General features: G+C 64.7%; 19 protein-coding genes. 8 read left to right on the top strand and 11 right to left on the bottom strand.

The window, feature by feature from the left end; all coding sequences use genetic code 11:
- The first annotated feature begins 496 nt into the window (after positions 1 to 496).
- A complete protein-coding gene (gene icd, locus CSC73_RS05305; protein WP_163839384.1) occupies positions 497 to 1,825 on the top strand; it encodes an isocitrate dehydrogenase (NADP(+)) in 1,329 nt (442 codons plus the stop codon).
- A 163-nt stretch (positions 1,826 to 1,988) separates the two neighbouring features.
- Here icd and CSC73_RS05300 read toward each other — a convergent pair whose 3' ends face one another.
- From CSC73_RS05300 to CSC73_RS05280, 5 genes are all read right to left on the bottom strand, one after another.
- A complete protein-coding gene (locus CSC73_RS05300; protein ID WP_163839383.1) occupies positions 1,989 to 2,744 on the bottom strand; it encodes an MHYT domain-containing protein in 756 nt (251 codons plus the stop codon).
- A gap of 55 nt (positions 2,745 to 2,799) precedes the next feature.
- Complete coding sequence (locus CSC73_RS05295; RefSeq protein WP_163839382.1) at positions 2,800 to 3,603, bottom strand: V4R domain-containing protein; 804 nt, start codon at positions 3,601 to 3,603, stop codon at positions 2,800 to 2,802.
- A 385-nt stretch (positions 3,604 to 3,988) separates the two neighbouring features.
- The gene (locus tag CSC73_RS05290; protein WP_163839381.1) at positions 3,989 to 4,294 is read right to left on the bottom strand and encodes an antibiotic biosynthesis monooxygenase family protein; all 306 of its coding nucleotides are present in this window, start codon (positions 4,292 to 4,294) and stop codon (positions 3,989 to 3,991) included.
- A 9-nt stretch (positions 4,295 to 4,303) separates the two neighbouring features.
- Complete coding sequence (locus tag CSC73_RS05285) at positions 4,304 to 4,645, bottom strand: hypothetical protein (protein WP_163839380.1); 342 nt, start codon at positions 4,643 to 4,645, stop codon at positions 4,304 to 4,306.
- Positions 4,646 to 4,689: 44 nt separating this feature from the next.
- Positions 4,690 to 5,049, bottom strand: coding sequence for a hypothetical protein (locus tag CSC73_RS05280; protein WP_163839379.1), 360 nt, complete (start codon positions 5,047 to 5,049; stop codon positions 4,690 to 4,692).
- 108 nt (positions 5,050 to 5,157) lie between these two features.
- Between CSC73_RS05280 and CSC73_RS05275 the strand changes: the two genes are divergently transcribed.
- The 4 genes from CSC73_RS05275 to CSC73_RS05260 all read left to right on the top strand — a co-directional run bounded on the left by CSC73_RS05275 (position 5,158) and on the right by CSC73_RS05260 (position 9,561).
- Entirely contained in the window at positions 5,158 to 6,030 is an 873-nt protein-coding gene (locus CSC73_RS05275; protein ID WP_163839378.1) for a LysR substrate-binding domain-containing protein, read from the top strand.
- A gap of 51 nt (positions 6,031 to 6,081) precedes the next feature.
- Positions 6,082 to 7,788 (top strand): bifunctional isocitrate dehydrogenase kinase/phosphatase, encoded by a 1,707-nt coding sequence (aceK, locus tag CSC73_RS05270; protein WP_163839377.1) that lies wholly within the window; start codon positions 6,082 to 6,084, stop codon positions 7,786 to 7,788.
- Positions 7,789 to 7,972: 184 nt separating this feature from the next.
- Positions 7,973 to 8,830: a class I SAM-dependent methyltransferase gene (locus CSC73_RS05265; protein ID WP_211840818.1), complete on the top strand. Its 858-nt coding sequence runs from the start codon at positions 7,973 to 7,975 to the stop codon at positions 8,828 to 8,830.
- Positions 8,831 to 9,024: 194 nt separating this feature from the next.
- Positions 9,025 to 9,561, top strand: coding sequence for a pseudouridine synthase (locus CSC73_RS05260; RefSeq protein WP_163839376.1), 537 nt, complete (start codon positions 9,025 to 9,027; stop codon positions 9,559 to 9,561).
- 87 nt (positions 9,562 to 9,648) lie between these two features.
- On the opposite strand, the gene CSC73_RS05255 is transcribed toward CSC73_RS05260, so the two are convergent.
- Both CSC73_RS05255 and hrpB read right to left on the bottom strand, forming a co-directional pair.
- Entirely contained in the window at positions 9,649 to 10,029 is a 381-nt protein-coding gene (locus CSC73_RS05255; protein ID WP_163839375.1) for a hypothetical protein, read from the bottom strand.
- A 106-nt stretch (positions 10,030 to 10,135) separates the two neighbouring features.
- Complete coding sequence (hrpB, locus tag CSC73_RS05250) at positions 10,136 to 12,778, bottom strand: ATP-dependent helicase HrpB (protein ID WP_246197361.1); 2,643 nt, start codon at positions 12,776 to 12,778, stop codon at positions 10,136 to 10,138.
- Between the two features lie 117 nt (positions 12,779 to 12,895).
- On the opposite strand from hrpB, the gene CSC73_RS05240 reads away from it, so the two are divergent.
- Together CSC73_RS05240 and CSC73_RS05235 are read left to right on the top strand one after the other, a co-directional pair.
- Positions 12,896 to 14,650 carry an endonuclease gene (locus tag CSC73_RS05240; RefSeq protein ID WP_163839374.1) on the top strand — a complete coding sequence of 585 codons (1,755 nt, stop codon included), beginning with the start codon at positions 12,896 to 12,898 and terminating at the stop codon, positions 14,648 to 14,650.
- 158 nt (positions 14,651 to 14,808) lie between these two features.
- Positions 14,809 to 15,597 (top strand): TatD family hydrolase, encoded by a 789-nt coding sequence (locus tag CSC73_RS05235; protein WP_163839373.1) that lies wholly within the window; start codon positions 14,809 to 14,811, stop codon positions 15,595 to 15,597.
- Between the two features lie 69 nt (positions 15,598 to 15,666).
- Here the strand turns inward: CSC73_RS05235 and CSC73_RS05230 are convergent, their stop codons facing one another.
- The gene (locus CSC73_RS05230) at positions 15,667 to 16,131 is read right to left on the bottom strand and encodes a nuclear transport factor 2 family protein (protein ID WP_163839372.1); all 465 of its coding nucleotides are present in this window, start codon (positions 16,129 to 16,131) and stop codon (positions 15,667 to 15,669) included.
- Positions 16,132 to 16,156: 25 nt separating this feature from the next.
- A complete protein-coding gene (locus tag CSC73_RS05225) occupies positions 16,157 to 16,612 on the bottom strand; it encodes a hypothetical protein (RefSeq protein ID WP_163839371.1) in 456 nt (151 codons plus the stop codon).
- 52 nt (positions 16,613 to 16,664) lie between these two features.
- Between CSC73_RS05225 and CSC73_RS05220 the strand changes: the two genes are divergently transcribed.
- Complete coding sequence (locus CSC73_RS05220; RefSeq protein ID WP_163839370.1) at positions 16,665 to 18,647, top strand: winged helix-turn-helix domain-containing protein; 1,983 nt, start codon at positions 16,665 to 16,667, stop codon at positions 18,645 to 18,647.
- Positions 18,648 to 18,651: 4 nt separating this feature from the next.
- Here the strand turns inward: CSC73_RS05220 and panE are convergent, their stop codons facing one another.
- On the bottom strand, positions 18,652 to 19,590 hold the full coding sequence (panE, locus tag CSC73_RS05215) for a 2-dehydropantoate 2-reductase (RefSeq protein ID WP_163839369.1): 939 nt from the start codon (positions 19,588 to 19,590) through the stop codon (positions 18,652 to 18,654).
- A gap of 113 nt (positions 19,591 to 19,703) precedes the next feature.
- Positions 19,704 to 20,498, bottom strand: a complete 795-nt coding sequence (locus CSC73_RS05210; RefSeq protein WP_163839368.1) for an ABC transporter permease — start codon at positions 20,496 to 20,498, stop codon at positions 19,704 to 19,706.
- Between the last annotated feature and the right edge of the window lie 149 nt (positions 20,499 to 20,647).

Raw genomic sequence — 20,647 nt, 5'->3', positions numbered from 1 at the left:
TGAGTTTGATTGCGCAACGGAGCGAAGGAATTCGCACGCTTTTGTGAGTTGCATTTGGCTTGTCAATCATCGAGTCTTGCAGCGCTCCACAGATGGAGCGGCAAACAATAACCAAGGAGAATCAAATGAGAATGTTGAATTCGCAGGAATTGTGTTTCGTGTCCGGTGGCACTGCAGATTTTTCGGATGTGACAGCTACTGTCACGTCAACCGCAGAGATCGTCGACCCACAAGCGGACTGCGGTAGGATCTGCAAGGCGCTGCAAACCATTTTTGAGGTAATTTCCTAAGTGGGCGCCAACTAACGAAGCGGTACGCAATTGAACAAACCTAGGGCGTCACAACCTAGGTCAGGCGCGGAGAAATCCGCGCCTGTCTATCATCTGGATTAGGGAGTTTTGCTCTACGCCCCACTAAGCGCGACAATGGAGTCCGTTTTCCCCTGACGCATGCCCCCCAGCGTGGTGGTGCGCTTTCCAACCCCAGGAGCAACTCCATGGCAGAACCCGTCCTCACCCCGCCCGCCGGCGGTGAAACCATCACCATCAGCGGCGGCAAGCTCAATGTGCCCAACCACCCCATCATTCCCTTCATCGAAGGCGACGGCACCGGCCCGGACATCTGGCGCGCCTCCGTGCGCGTGCTGGATGCGGCGGTGGAGAAAGCCTATGGCGGGGCCAAGAAGATCCACTGGCTGGAAGTGTTCGCCGGCGAGAAGGCCAACAACAACTACGGCACCTGGCTGCCCGATTCCACCGTGCAGGCCTGCCGCGACTACCTGGTCAGCATCAAGGGCCCGTTGACCACGCCGGTCGGCGGCGGCATCCGCTCGCTCAACGTGGCCCTGCGCCAGATGCTGGACCTGTACGTGTGCCTGCGCCCGGTGCGCTGGTTCGAAGGCGTGCCTTCGCCGGTGAAGAAGCCGGGCGACGTGGACATGGTGATCTTCCGCGAGAACACCGAGGACATCTACGCCGGCATCGAATGGGCCGGCGGCAGCGCCGAGTCGCAGAAAGTGCTGGACTTCATCGCCAAGGAATTCCCGCAGCCGTTCGGCAAGATCCGCTTCGGCACGCAGGAAAAGGTGAACGAGTGGCAGAAGGCGCTGGAAGGCATCGGCGCGCCGCACCGCGAGATGACCGTGGAAGTGGGTCTGGGCATCAAGCCGGTCAGCCGCCTGGGTACCGAGCGCCTGGTGCACAGCGCCATCGGCTATGCGATCGAGAACAAGCGCAAGTCGGTGACCCTGGTGCACAAGGGCAACATCATGAAGTACACCGAAGGCGGCTTCCGCGACTGGGGCTACCAGGTGGCGCGTGATTTCTACGGTGCGGTCGAGCTGGACGGCGGTCCGTGGATGGTGATCCCGGAAGGCAAGCCGGGCGCGGGCCTGATTATCAAGGACGCGATTGCCGATGCCTTCCTGCAGCAGATCCTGCTGCGCCCGAAGGAATACGACGTGTCGGCTACGCTGAACCTCAATGGCGACTACCTGAGCGACGCACTGGCCGCGCAGGTCGGCGGCATCGGCATCGCGCCGGGCGCCAACATCAACTACGTCACCGGCCACGCGGTATTCGAAGCCACCCACGGCACCGCGCCCAAGTACGCCGACCTGGACAAGGTCAACCCGGGCTCGGTGATCCTGTCGGGCGAGATGATGCTGCGCTACATGGGCTGGACCGAAGCGGCCGATGCGATCATCGAAGGCGTCAACAAGGCCATCGCCAGCAAGCGCGTCACCTACGACTTCGCCCGCCTGATGGAAGGCGCTACCGAAGTGAAGTGCAGCGAGTTCGCCGACGAGATCATCAAGCATCTCTGAGCGATCGTTGTTGGTATCGAAAGAGAAGCCCGGTTCGCCCGGGCTTCTTTTTTTCCGATGCCGTTGTCGGCGATTTTGTCGGGATTCTGAAGGTAGGTCGGGGTTACGCCCCCGACCATGGAATTCTCGCGCGCGTCGGGGGCGTAGCCCCGACCTACGGCGTTCAGATGGTGACGGCGGCGCGGCGCTGGCGGCGCAGCATGGTCATCACCAGCATGGTGGTCAGCAGCACGGTCGCGACGGCGAACACGCCCATGCCCAGGTATTCGCCCACCAGACCGCCCGCGGTCGCGGCGGCCGCATCCTCGCCGGTCGGCATGAAGTGCGCCGCGTACATGCCGGTGTAATGCATGCCGCACACCGCCACGCCCATGACCAGCGCGCTGCCCAGCATCTGCGCCCAGCCGCGCAGGTTGAAAGCCAGCCACAACGCCACGGTCGAAGCGACCACCGCTATCAGCACCGACACCGCGACGATATTGGCGTCGTACATGGTCGTCGCCGGCATGCGCATCGCGGCCATGCCGGTGTAGTGCATGCCGGCCACGCCAAGACCCATGAACGTCCCCGCCGTCACCAGCTTGCCCCACGAGAACACGCCGGTACCGGCGATAGCCAGGCCGATCGTGCAGGCGCCGATGCCGAACACCGCCGACAGCACGGTCAGACCCGGATCGTAGGCGACCGGAATCTCCATGCGGCAAGCCAGCATGGCGATGAAGTGCATCGCCCAGATGGCGCCGCCGCCCATGGCCGCGCCCGCCGCCAGCAACGCCTGCCAGCGTTGCGCCGAGGTGCGCGCCGCCGGGATGCTTATCGCCATCTGCAAGGCGGTGAACGAACCGAGCACCGAGACCAGGAAAGACAGTGCGACCAGCACCGGATCGTGGATACATTGCACAGCATGATCGTGCGGCATGACCTTGACCTCCAGGGGTTGAAGAACAGTTAAGGGAACCGGAACGATTCCGGCGTCAGACGTGGAATACGAACTTGCAGGAATCCGAACCGTTGGCCCGGCAGGCGACTTCGCTGACCCGCACCATGCCCAGATAGCCGCACTCGTTGAGCGAGCCCTCGAGGAATCCGCGCAGGAAGTGGCATTGCGGCGCCGTCGAGCGCTCCATGCCGCAGAACGGGCTGCTGCCGGTCGACAACGCTTCGCCTTCCAGTTCGGTCGGCAGCAACTGGCGCATCGCGGGCAACGCGATATGCTTGATCGAATCGGAAAGCGGCAACCGCGCGCCCAGCGCGAAGTCGCGCTTGTACACCCACGCGCCCACCCGCGCGCCGACGTAGCGCATGGACGCTTCGCGCTGCGACGGTTCCATGTTGCGCTCCAACCCCATCACCGCGCCGAAGATCTGCGGATAATCGCGAGCGACCTGCGGCAGCAGCGCTTCGATGCGTTTCTTATCGGCGCCCCCGTTGCTGCCGCTGGCGGCGGCCTGCGTTTGCGCCGGTACCGAAGGAACGGGCGCCGGTGGAAGCGACGCGCTCGCTACGGGCGCGGGCGGCGGCGTCAATGGCGCGGTAGCGTTCGGATCGTAGGGCCCGGCCTCCAGGCTTTTCACCATCCAGTGAGTGCCCAGCTGCTCTTCCAGCGACAGCAGATTGGCCTCCGGTCCCTGCACGACAAGCGACATCAGCACGCCCGCATCCGTATTCATGCGGCGGTGGCGCAGCAATAAAAAACGATTGGCGACCAGAACTTCGCCCAACGCGATCAACAAACCGTCCCGATGATCGGAAACGATCTTCAACTCTATCTCTGCCATGTATTCCCCCTGCGCCGAACATGCTTGTCCGCCGTCTCACTTCATCCGCTCCCCAGCGGCTCTGAAATGCATGGAATTAAATATCATGTTCATGAATGGATTTTTTGCGACGTTATGCACACATCCCGGCAACGGTCGCAGACTCACAGAAGTGAGGTCGGTGTCTCTATCCGATGTCAGTGAAGACGATGGCGCGGACAATGAGTTGGATGCGCATCGACACGAAAGGACACGATAAGGACAACGAGATCGCCGACCCGATCATCAAGCCTCTTGAACGATGCACCCCTCGCACAAGAAAGAAGCCCGGACAATCCGGGCTTCTTTCTTATACCGTAGTGGCGGTTACCGTAGGTGGCGTTGCGGCACGCCATGTTCGCCACTGTCATGCGGAAGCGTGCACTTCGTAATGCTGCACCGTCGGCTCGAACTCCAGCAGGAAATCCACGTCTTCGCGGTAGTACTTCGCACGGTCGATGTCGGCTCCGGCGAAGGCTTCGATCGCCTGCGTCGATTCCCAATGGGTGACGATCATGTAATGGGTCACCGTGCCTGTCGTGCGATGCAGGATGTCCACCGACAGATTGCCCGGGGTCGCGCGGTAATCGGGCACCGCGCGGGCCTGCAGGAAGGCGAGGTATTCCGCTGCTTTTTCGGCGAGGGTGACGCCATGCCAGAGACGTGCGATCACGATGCCGCCTCAACGCACAGCGACGAGCGCACTGGAGGCGGCCATCTGCCTGTCCAGCACCGAGGCCTGCGGCGACAGCACCGGCGAGTGAACGATGCGCGCCGTGTTGTCCGCCAGGAACAGCGCCAGGTCCGCCGACTCCGGACGCACCGTGATCCGGGGAAGATCGACGATGCGGTGCGCTCGGAAATAAACGGCATCTTGCGGCAAGGCGCGTACGGTGACCACGGGCAGATCGACGATGCGGCCATCGACCGGCGCGTCGGCCGGGAAGCTTATGAGACTCGCCGCGGCCGTGGCCGTTGCCAGGAATGCCAGAACGGCGAGTGGAAAAACGAGATTGGTGTTCATGGTGTGGACTCCATGCATTCCTGCATGGCGGTCTGCCGGCTGGTTCAGCAGGTCGCGCAGGCTTGCGGTTGCGGGGTTCTGGCGCGCTTCGGCAGCCTGGACCGGATTACGGGCACAGGCTCGTCTTCGTCGATCTGCGGGAAGGGTTCGTTGATGTCGTCGTTGTGGCCGGGCGTCACCGGACGTCCGCCCAGCAGCAGGAAATCCCGATACAGGCGATCGGCCTTTTTCCTGAGTCCCACGGACACCGACTGCGGCCGACCGTTCGCTGTCGGAACGCTATGTGCGGTGGGCGCGGTACGGTCCAACGAGGCCGGGGTCGCGATATTGCCTTCGACGAACATCATTCCGCGGCTGATGGCGCCCATTTCCCGCCACCAGGATTTGTAGAAGCTGCTAGCCATGGTGCTCTCCTCCGCCGGCCCATCCGGCTTGAATATGAGCAAAGTTAGGCTCATTCTTTCTCTCGAAAAAGCGAAACTTCGGCAAGTAAGACTTGAGGTGAATTCAATATGAGCCGCCCCCCGCTGGACCAGATAGATGCTTTCGTCATCGCCGCCCGCCTGGGCAACCTGACCCGTGCCGCCGAGGCCATGCATCTGACCGTCAGCGCCCTGAGCCACCGCATGCGCTTGCTGGAGGAACGCGTAGGCCAGCGGCTGCTGGCGCGAGGTCCGCGCGGAGTGGTGCTGACGCCGCAAGGGCAGCGCCTGTTCGATGCGGTGGCAGAGCCGATCGACGCCATCGAGCATGCGCTGCGCCGGCTCAGTGCGCGTACCGACAATCTGCTGACGCTCAGCCTGATTCCGTCGATGGCCACGGCCTGGCTGGTGCCGCGGCTACCGCATTTCCTTTCCCGCCATCCCGAACTGGGCCTGAGTCTGCAGGCGAGCACGCATGTGGTCGACTTCGAGCGCGAGCCGGTCGACGCCGCGCTGCGGTTGGGTGCGGGAAAGTGGCCGGGCATCAAGGCCGAGTTCCTGTTCGACGAATGGATCACTCCCGTGGCCAGTCCCGGCTTTCTGCAAAAGCACGGCAAACCGGCGCTCGCGAAGATCGCGACGCTGCCGTTGCTGGGCGATCCGGCCAATCGCTGGAAGGACTGGTTCGCCGCGTTCGGCGGCAAGGCGCCGGCACGGCATGTCGCCGCCTTCGACGATACCGAAACCCTGCATCAGGCCGCCGCCCAAGGCCTGGGCGTGGCGCTGGCGCGGCTGACCCTGGCGCAACCGTTGATCGATAGCGGGCGTCTGGTGCGGCTGACCAGCAAACGGCTCAAGGCCGAGTTCGCGCATTATCTGGTGTATCCGGAGCGCAGCCTGCAGCTTGCTGGATTCCAGACCATGCGCAGCTGGCTGCTGAGTCAGGCCGCCGCCGCCAAGTAACGCAAGCGGTCGCCGGACTGCCCGCGGACCGATTGCCATTACGATGCAGCCATGGAACCCGCCGACATCTACGCCGCCCTCATCCGCGATTCGTTCGAGGACTACCACGCCCGCTTCGCCGATATCAGCCGGCGGGCGAAGCTGCGTTTCGAGACGCGCGACTGGGCCGCGGCGCGCATCGATGCGGTCGAGCGCATCGAACTTTACGATCAATGCATCGCCGAATGCATGCTGCGCCTGGAGGCGACGCTGCAGGGGCGTGCGCACGACCATGCCTTGTGGTCTTCGATACGCGACGCCTACGAGCGGTTGATCGACGGGCTGATCGACCGCGAACTGTTCAAGACTTTCTACAACACCCTCACCCGCCGTTTCTTCAGCACCCAGGGCGTGGATACCTCGGTGGAATTCGTGGCCCTGGATATAGAACCCACCGATGCCATCACCCACCCGGTGGAACGGCACAGCTATGCGGTGTCGGAACTGCGCCCGGTCGACACCTTCACCCGGGTGCTGGGCGACTACCGCTTCGACGTGCCTTATGCGCACCGCACGCGTTGCGCGGCATCGATCGCGGTACGTCTGCAGGACGATCTCGCGCACTGGGGCCCGAACCCGCTGCGTTCGGTGGAGCTGCTGGAAACGGTGTTCTACCGCGAGCGCCGCGCCTACCTGATCGGCCGCGTGTTCGGCGAACACCGCTTCTCTCCTTTCGTCATCGCACTGGTCAACGACGACGCCGGCCTGCGCGTGGACGCGGTGCTGACCCACCGCGCCGACGTGGTGCACCTGTTCAGCTATTCGCGCAGTTATTTCCACGCCGACCTGGGCACGGTGGGCGATGCGGTGGTGTTCCTGCGCACGCTGCTGCCCGGCAAGCCCATCGACGAGATCTACACCGTGCTGGGGCGCGCCAAGCAGGGCAAGACCGAACGCTTCCGCACCTTCTTCCGCCATTTCGCCGCGCAACCGCATGAATTGCTGACCCAGGCCGAGGGCGAACGCGGCATGGTCATGGCGGTGTTCACCCTGCCCAGCTATCCGCTGGTGTTCAAGGTGATACGCGACCGCTTCGCCTACCCGAAGGAAATGAACCGCGCGGAGGTGGAGGCCAAGTATTCGCTGGTGTTCCATCACGACCGCGTCGGCCGGCTGGTGGATGCGCAGCCTTACCGGTTCCTGCGTTTTCCGAGCGCGCGTTTCGCGCCGGCCCTGCTGCAGGAATTGCGCGAAACCTGCGCCAACGGCATCAGCGAGGACGGCCAGGACATCGTGGTGCACCTGTGCTACGTGGAACGGCGCATGCGTCCGCTTAACCTGTACGTGCGCGAGCAGTCGCTGGAGGCCGCGCGTCTGGCCGCGATCGACTACGGGCAGGCGATCAAGGACCTGGCCCGCAACAACATCTTTCCCGGCGACATGCTGCTGAAGAATTTCGGCGTATCGGGGCACGGCCGCGCGGTGTTCTACGACTACGACGAGTTGTGCCTGATGACCGAGTGCAACTTCCGCGCCATCCCACAGCCGCACCATCATGAGGAAGAGATGGAGGACGGCTGGTTCTACGCCGCGCCCAACGATATCTTTCCGGAACAGTTCCCCAAGTTCCTCGGCCTGTCTCCGCCGCTGATGGAAGCGTTGAAGGCGGCGCATGGCGAGATCTTCGACGTGGAATGGTGGCGTACTTTGCAGGCCCGGTTGCGGGCGGGCGATTATCCGGACACACCGCCTTATCCGGACGCGTTGCGCTTGGCGTAGCGTGGGTCGGCCCCACGTGGCCGACGGAAGCCTTACTGGCTTAGCGTAGGTCGGCCCTATGCGGCCGACGGAAGCTTTACACGTGCGCCAAGAGCGTCGGGGGCGTAGCCCCGACCTACTTTGCAACGGGTCTTTGCGGAGCGCGTGATAGGCTCGCCGCACTTTCAAACGCGGAGTGCTTTGCATGAATCGTATTTCCCTGTTCCTCGGCGTCGCCTTGGCCCTGTCCGCAGCGACCGGCGCGCATGCGCAAAGCGCGCCCGCATCGGCAACCAAAAGCGAAACCACCGCCGCTTCGGCCCTGGACGCCGTACTGGCAGGCAGCTGGCGCGACCCGGCCAACGTGGCGCGCGACGGCTACCGCCATCCGAAGGAAACGCTGACCTTCTTCGGTCTTTCGCCTGCACAGACGGTGATCGAGATCACTCCCGGCGGCGGCTGGTATTCGGAAATCCTGGCGCCTTACCTGCGCGACGGTGGCCAGTACATCGCCGCCGTGGTCGATCCGGCCAGCGTGGCCGAGGGTCGCAACCGCGACTATCAACAGAAGAACAAAACCACGCTGGAAACCAAGTTCGGCGCCGCCCCGGCGCAGTACGGTAAAGCAAAAGTGGTGGGTTACGACCCCAAGGCGCCGGTGTTCGGCCCGGCCGATTCGGCGGATCTGGTGGTGACCTTCCGCAACGTGCACAACTGGCGCAGTGCGGGCCAAGCCGAAGGCATGTTCAAGGGCTTCTTCGCCGTGCTCAAGCCGGGCGGCGTGCTGGGCGTGGTGGAACATCGCGCCAAGGCGGACGTGCCGGCCGACGACAAGAGCGGCTACGTGGGTCAGGCACAAGTGATCGCGATGGCCGAGGCGGCGGGTTTCAAACTGCAGGAAAAGAGCGAGGTCAACGCCAATCCGCGCGACACCAAGGACCACCCAAACGGCGTGTGGACGCTGCCGCCGGTGAACGACCACGAGGCCGCGGACGATGCCAAGTACAAGGCGATCGGGGAAAGCGACCGGATGACGTTGCGGTTCGTGAAGCCGGCCTCGTAAGGCTTCGGCGGGAGTAACGGTACCCCCGGTGGAGTTTGAGTCGTCATCCCAGCGAAAGCGGGGATCCATCTTGATCTTGACTCTGTTTCACAAGGCATCAGTAACGGCAAAAAATGGATCCCCGCTTTCGCTGGGATGACGATCATACGGATTACCTCTCGCCGTCTACACTTTTTTTCTACCGTGCTGTCCGCATGCTCATTGCCTTCAATAAACCCTTCAACGTCCTCTGCCAGTTCACCGACCGCAGCGAACCGGCGCGCCGCACGCTGGCCGAGTTCGGCTTGCCGGCGGATGTGTACGCGGCCGGCCGTCTGGACTACGACAGCGAGGGACTGTTGCTGCTGACCGACGATGGCGCACTGGCGCACCGGCTGACCGATCCGCGGCACAAGCAGCCGAAAACCTACTGGGTGCAAGTGGAAGGCATAGTGGTGGAAGAACAATTGTCGCTGCTGCGCGACGGCGTGCGGTTGAACGACGGAGTTACCCTGCCGGCCAAGGCGCGCGCGCTGGAGACGGCGCCGGACCTGTGGCCGCGCGATCCGCCGGTGCGTTTCCGCAAAACAGTGCCCGATGCGTGGATAGAACTGACCATCAGCGAAGGCCGCAACCGGCAGGTGCGGCGCATGACCGCGGCGGTCGGATTGCCGACGCTGCGGTTGGTGCGGGTCGCGGTCGGCGAGCATCGCCTGGACGGCCTGCTGCCCGGCGAATGGAGAACTTTGTAAGAGCGGGCCCTGCCCGCGACGCTTTTGTTTTTGGCAATTAAAAGCATCGCGGGCAGGGCCCGCTCCTACAACAACAACGTATCGTCCTTAGGCTTCGGCGGAAGGCGCCGTTGGCTTGCGCGCGCGCGGGGCGCGCGCAGTCGTCGAACTGCGGGTCTTGCCGGTGCCGTTGACGCGTTTGGCTTCGATGCGCTTGGACTTGCCCTCGATCGGTGCATTCAAGGCGTCCCTCTTGCGCTTGCGGTGCGCGGCATAGGCGAGCACGCCTACGCCCAATGCCGCCGCGATGGAAACGACGGGATTGCGCCGCACGAAACCGACCGCCAGCTTGCCGCCGGCTTTCACTGCGCCTAACGCAGCGCCGGTCTGCAACAGTTTGTCCGCGCTGGGAACCGCGCTTTTCAGGCTGGAGCCGGCTTGGCTGGCCAGTTCCATGGCGCGGTCGGTGATGATGGTGAGCCTGCTCATAGGTGTCGTCCCATGGTCCTGTGGAAGGTTTGCAGTGTCCGCTGTCGTATGTTCAAAGCGTGTTAGCGCGTGCGTTCGTGGCCTGCCCTACGCTGAATGCGCAGCGTCATGTGCCGCGCGGCTTGGCGCGGTGCGTGGCCGTCGCGGTCCAGGGATCGTCAGGCCACGGATGCCGCGGATACCTTCCCTTCATCTCCTTCTTCACTTCCGGATAAGTACGCTCCCAGAAACCACGCAGATCCTGGGTGACTTGCAGCGGCTTTCCGCCCGGCGACAGCAGATGCAAGATGACGGGGATGCGCCCGTCGGCGACGCGCGGCGTATCGGCCAGGCCGAAAAGTTCCTGCAGTTTCACCGCCAATACCGGCGAATGGCCATGCGTGTATTCGATCTTGCGCTCCATGCCGGAAGGTACCGCGATGCGGACGGGAGCAAGCCGGTCCACGCGCTGGCGCTGGCTCCAGTCGAGGCCGGATTTCAAGGCGTCGGCGAGCTCTTCCTCGCCAAGGGCATCCAGGCGAGTCTTGCCGACGAAGGCGGGCTTGAGCCACGCGGCCAGTGAATCGACCAATGCCTGCTCGGAAAGATCGGGCAACTCGAGTTCCGGCATCCATTCGCGCAACGAAAGAACCCGTTCCCGCCATTGCCGCAACGGCTCGCTCCATGGCAGCGAATCCAACCCCAGTTCGCGCACCGCCTCGGTCAATGCGGCGGCGGCGTGCTGCGGATCGACGCGGCCGGCCGGTCTGGTTTCCAGCACTATCTGATCGAAGCGGGTCTCGCGCTGCGCCTGCAGCACGCGCCGGCCCGCATCCCAGCGCACTGCGTCTTCGCTGACGAAACGTTGCGGGAAGTCGCGGCGCAACCGTGCTTCGTCGACAGGCGCGGCGCGCAGGATCAGTGCGTCCTTGGCTTCGTAGCGCAAGTCGCTGGCCACTATCCAGGGTTCGCCGTAGATCGCGCTGTCGTCGAACACCCGGGCCATGCGTCCGTTGGCCAACTGATAGCGGCGCGGGTCGAGCGGGTGCTGATGCGCGATGCGGTCGGGAAAGGCATGCGCCAGCAGATCGCCTAGACGGTGCGCTTCGACTTCGCGGGTAGGCGCAGCATCGATCCGCAGGCGGCGACGCCATTGTTTGGCCGCCGCGTCGATGGCCGCCAGGCCGGAACGGTGCGCATCGCCGGCGACGCGGCCTTGCCGGAACGCCGCCAATGCGTGCCAGCGCGCAGCCAGCGCATCGCCACCATTGCGCAACGGATCGCGCGCTTCCACCAGCGCCGCCAGATCGCAGGCCAGCGCCCGGTCTTCTTCGCCCTGCGCGGACAGCAGCATGGCCGCCAGACGCGGGTGGGTGCCGAGCGTGAGCATGCGTTTGCCCAGCGCGGTAATGGAGCCCGACCCGGCCAGTGCGTCCAGGCGGCGCAATAGATCGCGCGCGGCCGACAACGCACCGGGAGGCGGTGGGTCTACGAAACGCAAGGCGTCGCTGCCCCATGCCGCGAGTTCGAGTGCGAGCGACGCTAGTTCGACTTGCGCGATCTCGGGCCGGCGCTGCGGCTCCAGCCGTTGCGACTGCGGCCACAGGCGATACGCCCAGCCCTCGGCGACACGGCCCGCGCGTCCGGCGCGTTGGTCGGCCGAGGCTTGCGAGATGTTGACGATCTGCAGTCGTGCGAAACCGCTGTTGGGATCGTAGCGCGGCTCGCGCGCCAGGCCGCTGTCGATCACCACGCGCACCCCGGGCAGGGTCACGCTGGATTCGGCGACGTTGGTGGCCAGCACCACGCGGCGGCGGCCTTGCGGGTCGGGCTGCAGGGCTTGGGATTGCTGTTCGATGGAGAGTTCGCCGTGGAGGGGGAGGATGACGATCTCTTTCCCTTCTCCCTTCGGGAGAAGAGCCTGCCCCGTACTTGATACGGGGTGCCCCGAAGGGGCGGATATCGAAGCCGCCTCAAGCGGCTGAGGTACGGTGTAGTCAGTCATGTCTGGACCATCGCTACTTCGCCGTACCCTCACCCCAACCCCTCTCCCGGGGGGAGAGGGGCTTAATGCCGCCTCCACTCGCGCGATCTCCCGCTGCCCCGGCAAAAAAACCAGCACATCGCCCGGATGCTTTTCCAGCGACTCTTCCACCGCGCGCCTGGCCTGGGATTCGAGCGATTCGTCGCGTCGTCCCGCGAAGTGCGCGACAGTCACCGGATAACTGCGGCCTTCGCTGCTCAACCTGGGCGCGTCGAGGAAGCGGGCGAGCTTCTCGCCATCCAACGTGGCAGACATCACCACGATGCGCAGATCCTCGCGCAGCTGCTCCTGCACATCGAGCGCCAGCGCCAGACCCAGATCGCCGGCGAGGTGGCGTTCGTGGAATTCGTCGAACAGCAGCGCGCCGATACCTTCCAGCATCGGATCGTCCTGCAGCATGCGGGTGAGGATGCCTTCGGTGACCACTTCCACGCGGGTACGGGCCGAAACCTTGTTCTCGAAACGGATCCGGTAGCCCACGGTTTCGCCCACCGCTTCGCCCAGTTGCCCGGCCATGAAACCGGCGGCGGCGCGCGCGGCTACCCGGCGCGGTTCCAGCATCACGATCTTGCGTCCGGCCAGCCACGCCTCGTCGAGCAAGGCCAGCGGCACCTGGGTGGTCTTGCCGGCGCCGGGCGGCGCTTCCAGCACCAGGCGCGGGTGCGCCGCCAGCGAGGTGCGGATCTGCGGCAGCAGGGCCTGGATGGGAAAAGACGGCAATACCATCGACAAAGGCTAACGGGAACGCGCGCCGATTGCAGGTCCGGAATGCGACGGAGTGCGGTGGCGGCTGTCATCCGCATGGGCTAGATTGCGGCCAGACCCCTTCGAAAGGATTCGCCGATGTCGTCCAGGTCCGCTTTTCCCCGTTTGCTCGCCCTCGCCCTGCTGCCGCTGTGCGGCTACGCCCACGCCGAGGTCTTCATCAACGAAGTGCATTACGACGACGCCACCGCCAGCGGCGATGTCGGCGAACGCATCGAGGTGGTCGCCACCGCCGGCGAAAGCCTCGGCGCCTACCGCATCTATCTGTACAACGGCTCCTCGCCGGGCGCGGCGACCACCTACGACAACGATCTGGTGCCTGCCGGCAGCCTGGTGAGCTGCGGCGGCAGCGTGCGCATCGCCACGCTCAGTTATCCGAGCAACGGCATCCAGAACGGCAGCAACGACGGCATGGCGCTGGTCAACGGCAGCGGTGGCGTGGTCCAGTTCCTGAGCTACGAAGGGGCCATCACCGCCAGCAACGGCCCGGCCGCCGGCCTTACCAGCAGCAACCTGCCGGTGTCGGAAACCGGCAGCACCGCCGCCGGCACTTCGCTGCAACTGGGCGGCAGCGGTGCCCTGGCCAATTTCACCTGGCGCAGTTCGGCTACGCAGACTTTCGGCGGCTGCAACAACAACCAGAGTTTCTCCGCGCCCAATCCGCCGCCGGCAGTGACCAGCACCAATCCTGCCCAGGGCGCGACCGGCTTTCCCGCCGCGGGCGATCTTTCGGTCGGCTTCAGCGAATCGGTAACCCTGGCCAGCGGCGCCTTCACTCTGGTCTGCGGTACTTCGGGCAATGTGCCGCTGAGCCATGCCAGCTCCGGCAGCGCGTTCCTGGTTTCCACCAACACCGCGCTGCATGGCGGCGAAAGCTGCACCTTCCGCGTGGTGGCCAGCAAAGTCACCGATGCCGGCGGCGCGCATCCCGCGCAGGACACGGCGATCGATTTCAGCGTCGCCGGCGGCGGCGGTGGCGACTACTATTCGCACGTCAACGCCAGCAGCGCACAGCAGCTGCGCTGCTCGCTGCACGCCACCATCAAGGGCCACACTGCGTATCCCTACAGCGGCGGCACCACCAACACCTGGACCATCCTGGAAATCGCCGACGAAGACCCCAACAACGCCGGCCGCATCCTCGACGTCTACCGCAACCGCAGCTACCTCAAGGGCAGCGAGCGCGCGGGCACCGGCAGCGGCATCACCTACAACCGCGAGCACACGTGGCCCAACTCGCTCGGCTTCGGCAGCGCCACCGGCGATCTGGGCCTGCCGTACGCGCCGTACACCGACACCCACATGCTGTACCTCAGCGACACCGCCTACAACGCCGACCGCGGCAACAAGCCGTACGCGGCCTGCGCGCAGTCGTCCGGCTGCAGCGAGCGCGCCACCGAAGCCAACAACGGCTTCGGCGGCGGCAGCGGGACCTACCCCGGCAACGGCAACTGGTTCAAGGGTCCGGACGGCAACAGCGGCTCGTTCGAAACCTGGGGCCACCGCCGCGGCGACATCGCCCGCGCCGTGCTGTACATGGCGATCCGCTACGAAGGCGACGCCCACCCGGGCACCGGTCAGTCCGAGCCGGATCTGGAGCTGACCGACAACCGCAGTCTGATCGTCATCACTTCCGCCTCGCCCGCCTACATGGGCTTGCTCTCCACGCTGCTGGCATGGCATCAGGCCGATCCGCCGGATGCGGCCGAGCAGGAGCGCAACGAAGTGATCTACAGCTTCCAGGGCAACCGCAATCCGTTCATCGACCATCCGGAGTGGGCGACCTCGGCGCTATTCACCTCGAGCAAGCCGGCGTCTTGCCAGTTGAACTGATCACTCTCAGCCTAAACCCCTCTCCCGCATCGCGGGAGAGGGACGCGCGAAGCGCAGGGTGAGGGCCCGGCTTTTCGCGAAGAACCCGGGCCTTGGCTTCTCCGCAGAATCGGAGCGAGAGAGACCCAAAGTTCGCCACACCCTCTAAACTTCGCCGCATGCAACTCATCGACATCGGCGCCAACCTCACCCACGACAGTTTCGACCCCGACCGCGACGCGGTGCTGCAACGCGCACGCGATGCGGGCGTGGTGCAGATGATGATCACCGGCGCCAGCCGCGAGCATTCGCCCAAGGCGCTGGCGCTGGCCCAGGCGCACCCGGGCTTCCTGTTCGCCACCGCCGGCGTGCATCCGCACCACGCGCTGGAATACACCGACGAATGCGACGCCGAAATGCGCGCCCTGCACGCGCATCCGGAAGTGGTGGCGGTGGGCGAATGCGGCCTGGATTACTTCCGCGACTTTTCGCCGCGTCCGGCCCAGCGCAAAGCATTCGAGCGCCAGCTACAGCTTGCCTCGGAGAACGGCAAACCGCTGTTCCTGCACCAGCGCGAAGCGCATGCCGATTTCATGGCGACGATGAAGAATTTCGAAGGCCGCATCGGACCGGCGGTGGTGCACTGCTTCACCGGCACCCGCGAGGAGATGTTCGACTACCTGGACCGCGACTGGTACATCGGCATCACCGGCTGGCTGTGCGACGAGCGCCGCGGCCTGCACCTGCGCGAACTGGTGAAGAGCATTCCCGCCGACCGTCTGATGATAGAGACCGACGCGCCCTATCTGCTGCCGCGCACGGTCAAGCCAAAGCCTTCGCACCACCGCAACGAACCCAAATACCTGGCGCATATCGTGGAAGAGCTGGCGCACGATCGTGGCGAAGACGTGGCGACCACAGCGGCGATAACGACGGCGACGGCACGCGAATTCTTCCGTCTGCCGTAGGTCGGGGCTACGCCCCCGACGCTCGGCCAATTTTCAGAGCGTCGGGGACGTAGCCCCGACCTACGGGCGTCATTCCTTCGGCACCAGGGTCGACTGGTGGATGACCAGCTGCCAGCGCCCGTCGCGGCGCACGAATACGTTGAGGAAGCGCAGCGCCATGGCACCGTAATTTCCCTTATAGGTGCCGGCCACGTTCTCGATGCCGGTCACCAATGCCGTGTCGCCGTACACGGATATTTCCATGTCCTGGTCTTCGACTCGATCCGGCTTCAGTTCTCCCGAAGCGAATAATCCGATATCGGCCTCGCGGCTTACGACCGAGCCATTCATGGAATGGACGCGGAATTCTTTGGCGTACAGGCGCTCGAGATACGCGACATCGCGCTTGACCCGCGCCGCCGCCCATTCGTCCTGGGTCCTGAGCAATTCCTTCCCGCTCTCTCCGGCAGATTGGGCAACACCAGGGGCAGTCGGGGCGAGCCACAGCGCAACCACAACCGCTGCCGATTTCACCAAGGAGGTGAACTCGATCATGGGATTCTCCTTGGTGGCATGGACTTCACCGCGGCGCATTCGTTTGCGCGACCGTGCGGGTGGACTCGCGTGCGGGCGGCGCCATCACCAGCCGGACCCGCGTTACGCCCTCGCGCCGGCAGGCGCGGTGGGCTTCGGCCATCAGGCGGGCGCGGGTGGCGTAGACCTGGCTGAAGTTGTACTGGCCGGTCGTCTCGCCGACTTCGCGCTGGCTGGGCAGGGCCGGCCTGGCGCAATCGACCACGATGTCGGCTTCGCCGACCGGCACTTCGGTTGCGTGGACGGAAGCGACGCCGAGTGAGGCGAACAGTGGCAGGAGGGTGAGGCAGGTGCGGACGTTCATGGCGGTTTCCTTGGCGGTGAACCGGGTCGTTCCCGGCGTCGCCAGCTTCCCGCCGACACGCCGGCAGGTCTTGAGGACGCCCGCAGGTTGCGCAGATGCTTTGTCGGAAAAGCTTGGGGAATGCTTAGGCCGGGCCAATGGGCTTTGCGCGTATGCTTGAAAGCACAGGGTTTTTTCGACAATGCCCGCCATGACCCCACCCCAACCGGCCAATCTAGCCTTCGACGATGTGGTGATCGATTTCGCCGGCCGCCGCTTGTTGCGCGGTGGTGCCGAGCAGCCGCTGGAGCCCAAGGCCTTCGCCGTGCTGTCCCTGCTGGCGTGCGCGCCCGGGCAGGTCTTCACCCGCGACGACATCCTGGATGCGGTCTGGGGTCACCGCCATGTCACCCCGGGCGTACTGAACCGGGTGGTGACCCTGCTGCGGCATGCGCTGGGCGAAGACGCGCAGCATCCGCGCCTGCTGCATACCCTGCATGGCACGGGGTATCGTTTCGACCTGCCTGCGCGGGAGGCGGCGGCCGATTCCGTGCCGCTGCAGGAAGAGCGGCGTGTCCAATCCGATCGTCGCGCTCTGGAGGTTGACGACTCGGGCGCAATCCCGGCACTGAACAGCAAGCGTCGTCTTTGGCTGCTTGCCGTGGTCGTGGCGGCGTTGTTGGCGGCAGCGGCGGCCTGGTGGCGTGACGCGTCTTCTCCGCCCCCGGCTCCCCCCGCTCCGAAAGCCGGGCCGGCCACTATGCCGACCCTGGTGGTGATGCCGCTCAAAGCCATCGGCAACGACGGTGTCGGCCGCGAACTTGCCGACGGTCTGGGCGAAGAATTGATCGGCACGCTGGCGCAGATCGACGGCCTGCGCGTGATCGCGCGCGAATCCACCGTGATTGCCGCGGCCGAATCCACCGACCCGACCCGACTGACCCGGCGCCTGGGCATCACCCATGCCCTGGAAGGCAGCCTGCAACAGGCCGGGCAACACCTGCGCATCCGCCTGCGCCTGATCGAAGCCGGTAGCGGCCGCACGCTATGGGCCAGGGATTTCGACCGCGATGCCACCGAAGTGCTGGCCCTGCAACGCGAGATCGCGCAAGCCGTGGCGACTTCGCTCACCTTGAAGATGGGCCTGACGGCAGGATCCGTGGCGAAAAGCGGCGATGCCGAATTTCTGCGCCGCTATCTGGCCGCGCAGGCCTTGCTGCGCAGCCGACAAGGCGCTGTCGATAGAACGGTCGAACCGGCGGAAGCCGAATTCCGCGCATTGACCCGCGAGCGTCCGGACGATGCGCGCGCCCATGCGGGACTGGCCTCGGCGCTGGGTACGCGCGCCTACCGGCGCCCGCATCTGGCCACCGCGCTGCGCGCCGAGGCCATGCAGGAAGCCTCCATCACCCAGCGGCTGGATCCGTCCCTGCCCGAACCTTACTTCCTGCAGGCCACCGCGGCATGCCGCGACAACCGCTGGGAACCTTGTCTGGCTTTGCTGGCGAAAACCACCACGCTGGCACCGAACTTCTATCCGGCCCGCTATCAGCAAGCCATGACAATGTCGCAACTCGGTTATCTGCAGCAAGCCGAGGCGATAGTGCGCGAGGATGTGGCGCGCGATCCCATCAATCCAGGCAAACGCTTCACCCTGGGCCGCATCCTCGACACTCTGGGGCGGCACGAAGACGCGCGTGCGCAGTTCGAGCGCAGCGACATCTTCGCTACCTATGGCCGTTGGTTCAATGCAGTCTGGCGCAAAGATTACGCCGCCGCTACGCGCATCGCCGCGCAGGACTTCGACAACGATGCCCTGCACGACACCGAGGCAGGCCGGCTCAAGGCCTCCTATGTCGCCAGTTCTCGCGCGCTGGTCGATCCGGCTTATTGGCCGCAGGCCGAAGCCGAGATGCGGAAGTTCGAAGCGGAGACCGGATTGCTGAACTTCAATCGTGTGCTGATGCCCGATGCCAGCATCCATGCAGCCGACTTGATCGGCAAACTCGACGTGCTGCGCGAGCGCTCGTATTCAAGCTGGGACCTGTTGCTGTGGACCAAGGACCTGGCCTATCTACGTCGCGATCCTGCTTTCCAGGATTATCTGCGCGACAACGGCATCCTGGATTATTGGAAGAAACACGGTTTTCCGGAGCAATGCCGCCCGCAGGGCGAGGGCGCCGTTTGCGATTGACGGATTACGCGATCAGTCCCGCTTCGTAAGCCTGCAGGTGGCACCACGCCGCCGCCAATAGCGGTGCCTGCAGTTGCGCCTGCTGCGCGCGATGCAGCATGTCGCCGACGATGTGCGCGGCTTCCACTTTCTGTCCCACCTCCAGGTCGCGCAGCATCGATGCTTTGACCGGCGAGTCAGCCTGGGTGAGCGTGGCTAATGCAGTGGCCTGCGCGGTTTCGGGAATGGATCGGCCGGCCGCTCCCGCTACCGCCACGCATTCGCGGTAGAGCGCACGCATGAAACCGACGCCGCCCTCGCCTGCCACGATGCGTCCAACGCTGGCGCGCATCAGACAAGTCCCTGCGGCAAGCGTGGTCAGGAAGCTGTACTTGATCCAGAGCTGTTGATGGATATCGGGCGAAGCCAGATGATCCAGGCCAGCCTGTTGGCAAAGTCGAGCGAAGTTCCGTACGCGCGCGCTGTCGGGATCGCCCTCACGCTCGCCGAAAGTGATCGACGCCGGCTTGCCGAGATGCAGCACTTCGCCATCGGGACCTTTCATCGCACTGATGAAGCACAACCCGCCGAGCACGCGTTCGCGGCCGAAGCGCGCATCCAGCGCCGCATAGTGCAGCAGACCGTTGAGGATGGGCATGACCGTGGTCTGCGGGCCGACCGCCGGAGCGATGGCGTCGAGCGAGCTGTCCAAGTCGTAGGCCTTGCAGCTCAGCAGCACGAGGTCGAATGGTTTTTCGGTCGCCAGCGGCTTCAGATTTTCGGCGACGACGTACGCGACCGGAAAATCCGCATCGCCGAGCGGGCTGCGGATCTGCAGCCCGTTGCGCTCCAGTTGCAGCGCGCGCGCGGAGCGCACGAGAAAAGTCACGTCCGCTCCGGATTGCGCCAGTCGCCCACCGAAGTAGCCTCCGGTTCCGCCCGCTCCCAACACCAGGATCCGCATGCGATGCTCCTCGCCCTCTTGTAGAGCCGAGCTTGCTCGGCTGCTTTTTAAATACACGCGAAGGCCCGAGTCCACGCGAAAGGCAGCCGAGCAAGCTCGGCTCTACAAGGCCGCTAGCTGCGCAACCCTACGCCACGCTTCAGCAGCCAAAGCCCCAGCGCACCCAGACCGACCACGAAGCCGAGCATCAGCGCATAAGCCACCCACACCGGCACGTCGCTGGTGCCCAGCAGGCCGTAGCGGAACGCATTGACCATGTAGAAGATGGGATTGGCGTGGGTCGCGGCTTCGGCCCACGGCGGCAGCAGCTTGACCGAATAGAACACGCCGCCCAGGTAGGTCAGCGGGGTGAGGATGAAGGTCGGCACGATGGCCACGTCGTCGAACTTCTTCGCGTACACCGCGTTGATGAAGCCGGCCAGCGAGAAGATGGTGGCGCCCAGCAGCACCGTGGTCAGGGTGATGAAAGGATGCGGGATGCGCACCTTGGTGAAGAACATGGCGATCACCAGCACGATGCTGCCGACCATCAGCCCGCGCAACACCGCGCCGGCCACGTAGCCGCCCAGGATCACCCAGTTGGGCATCGGGCTGACCAGCAATTCCTCGATATGGCGGCCGAACTTGGCGCCGAAGAAACTGGAGGAGATGTTGCCGTAGCTGTTCTGGATCACGCTCATCATCACCAGGCCCGGCACGATGAACTCCATGTAGCTGTAGCCGCCCATGTCGCCGATGCGCGAACCGATCAGCCCGCCGAAGATCAGGAAGTACAACGTCATGGTGATCGCCGGCGGCACCAGGGTCTGCCCCCAGATGCGCAGGATGCGCATGACCTCGCGGCGCACGATGGTGCCGAGGGCGACGAAGTTTTTCTGCAGCGAGGTGGTGGCGACGGCTTGGTTCATTGCGCTCTCTTCGTTTTGCTTCTGCTTCTGCTTTTGGCCCCCTCCCTTGCGAAGCAGGGGAGGGTTGGGGAGGGGTTGGCTTTTGATCTTGCTTTTGGTTTTTCTCAAAGCAACAACAACAGCAAAATCAAAAGCACCCCTCCCTGGCC

Origin of the sequence: Pseudoxanthomonas sacheonensis (assembly GCF_010093305.1) — a bacterium.
Classification (GTDB): Bacteria; Pseudomonadota; Gammaproteobacteria; order Xanthomonadales; family Xanthomonadaceae; genus Pseudoxanthomonas_A; species Pseudoxanthomonas_A sacheonensis.
The sequence above is the reverse complement of the archived record's forward strand: the minus strand, read 5'-3'. Positions and strand labels throughout refer to the sequence as shown.

Bases quoted from the DNA above. Each gene is read 5' to 3' on its own strand.
- icd (WP_163839384.1), top strand. From the start codon at position 497: ATGGCAGAACCCGTCCTCACCCCGCCCGCCGGCGGTGAAACCATCACC.
- CSC73_RS05300 (WP_163839383.1), bottom strand. From the start codon at position 2,744: ATGCCGCACGATCATGCTGTGCAATGTATCCACGATCCGGTGCTGGTC.
- CSC73_RS05295 (WP_163839382.1), bottom strand. From the start codon at position 3,603: ATGGCAGAGATAGAGTTGAAGATCGTTTCCGATCATCGGGACGGTTTG.
- CSC73_RS05285 (WP_163839380.1), bottom strand. From the start codon at position 4,645: ATGAACACCAATCTCGTTTTTCCACTCGCCGTTCTGGCATTCCTGGCA.
- CSC73_RS05280 (WP_163839379.1), bottom strand. From the start codon at position 5,049: ATGGCTAGCAGCTTCTACAAATCCTGGTGGCGGGAAATGGGCGCCATC.
- CSC73_RS05275 (WP_163839378.1), top strand. From the start codon at position 5,158: ATGAGCCGCCCCCCGCTGGACCAGATAGATGCTTTCGTCATCGCCGCC.
- aceK (WP_163839377.1), top strand. From the start codon at position 6,082: ATGGAACCCGCCGACATCTACGCCGCCCTCATCCGCGATTCGTTCGAG.
- CSC73_RS05265 (WP_211840818.1), top strand. From the start codon at position 7,973: ATGAATCGTATTTCCCTGTTCCTCGGCGTCGCCTTGGCCCTGTCCGCA.
- CSC73_RS05260 (WP_163839376.1), top strand. From the start codon at position 9,025: ATGCTCATTGCCTTCAATAAACCCTTCAACGTCCTCTGCCAGTTCACC.
- CSC73_RS05255 (WP_163839375.1), bottom strand. From the start codon at position 10,029: ATGAGCAGGCTCACCATCATCACCGACCGCGCCATGGAACTGGCCAGC.
- hrpB (WP_246197361.1), bottom strand. From the start codon at position 12,778: ATGGTATTGCCGTCTTTTCCCATCCAGGCCCTGCTGCCGCAGATCCGC.
- CSC73_RS05240 (WP_163839374.1), top strand. From the start codon at position 12,896: ATGTCGTCCAGGTCCGCTTTTCCCCGTTTGCTCGCCCTCGCCCTGCTG.
- CSC73_RS05235 (WP_163839373.1), top strand. From the start codon at position 14,809: ATGCAACTCATCGACATCGGCGCCAACCTCACCCACGACAGTTTCGAC.
- CSC73_RS05230 (WP_163839372.1), bottom strand. From the start codon at position 16,131: ATGATCGAGTTCACCTCCTTGGTGAAATCGGCAGCGGTTGTGGTTGCG.
- CSC73_RS05220 (WP_163839370.1), top strand. From the start codon at position 16,665: ATGACCCCACCCCAACCGGCCAATCTAGCCTTCGACGATGTGGTGATC.
- panE (WP_163839369.1), bottom strand. From the start codon at position 19,590: ATGCGGATCCTGGTGTTGGGAGCGGGCGGAACCGGAGGCTACTTCGGT.
- CSC73_RS05210 (WP_163839368.1), bottom strand. From the start codon at position 20,498: ATGAACCAAGCCGTCGCCACCACCTCGCTGCAGAAAAACTTCGTCGCC.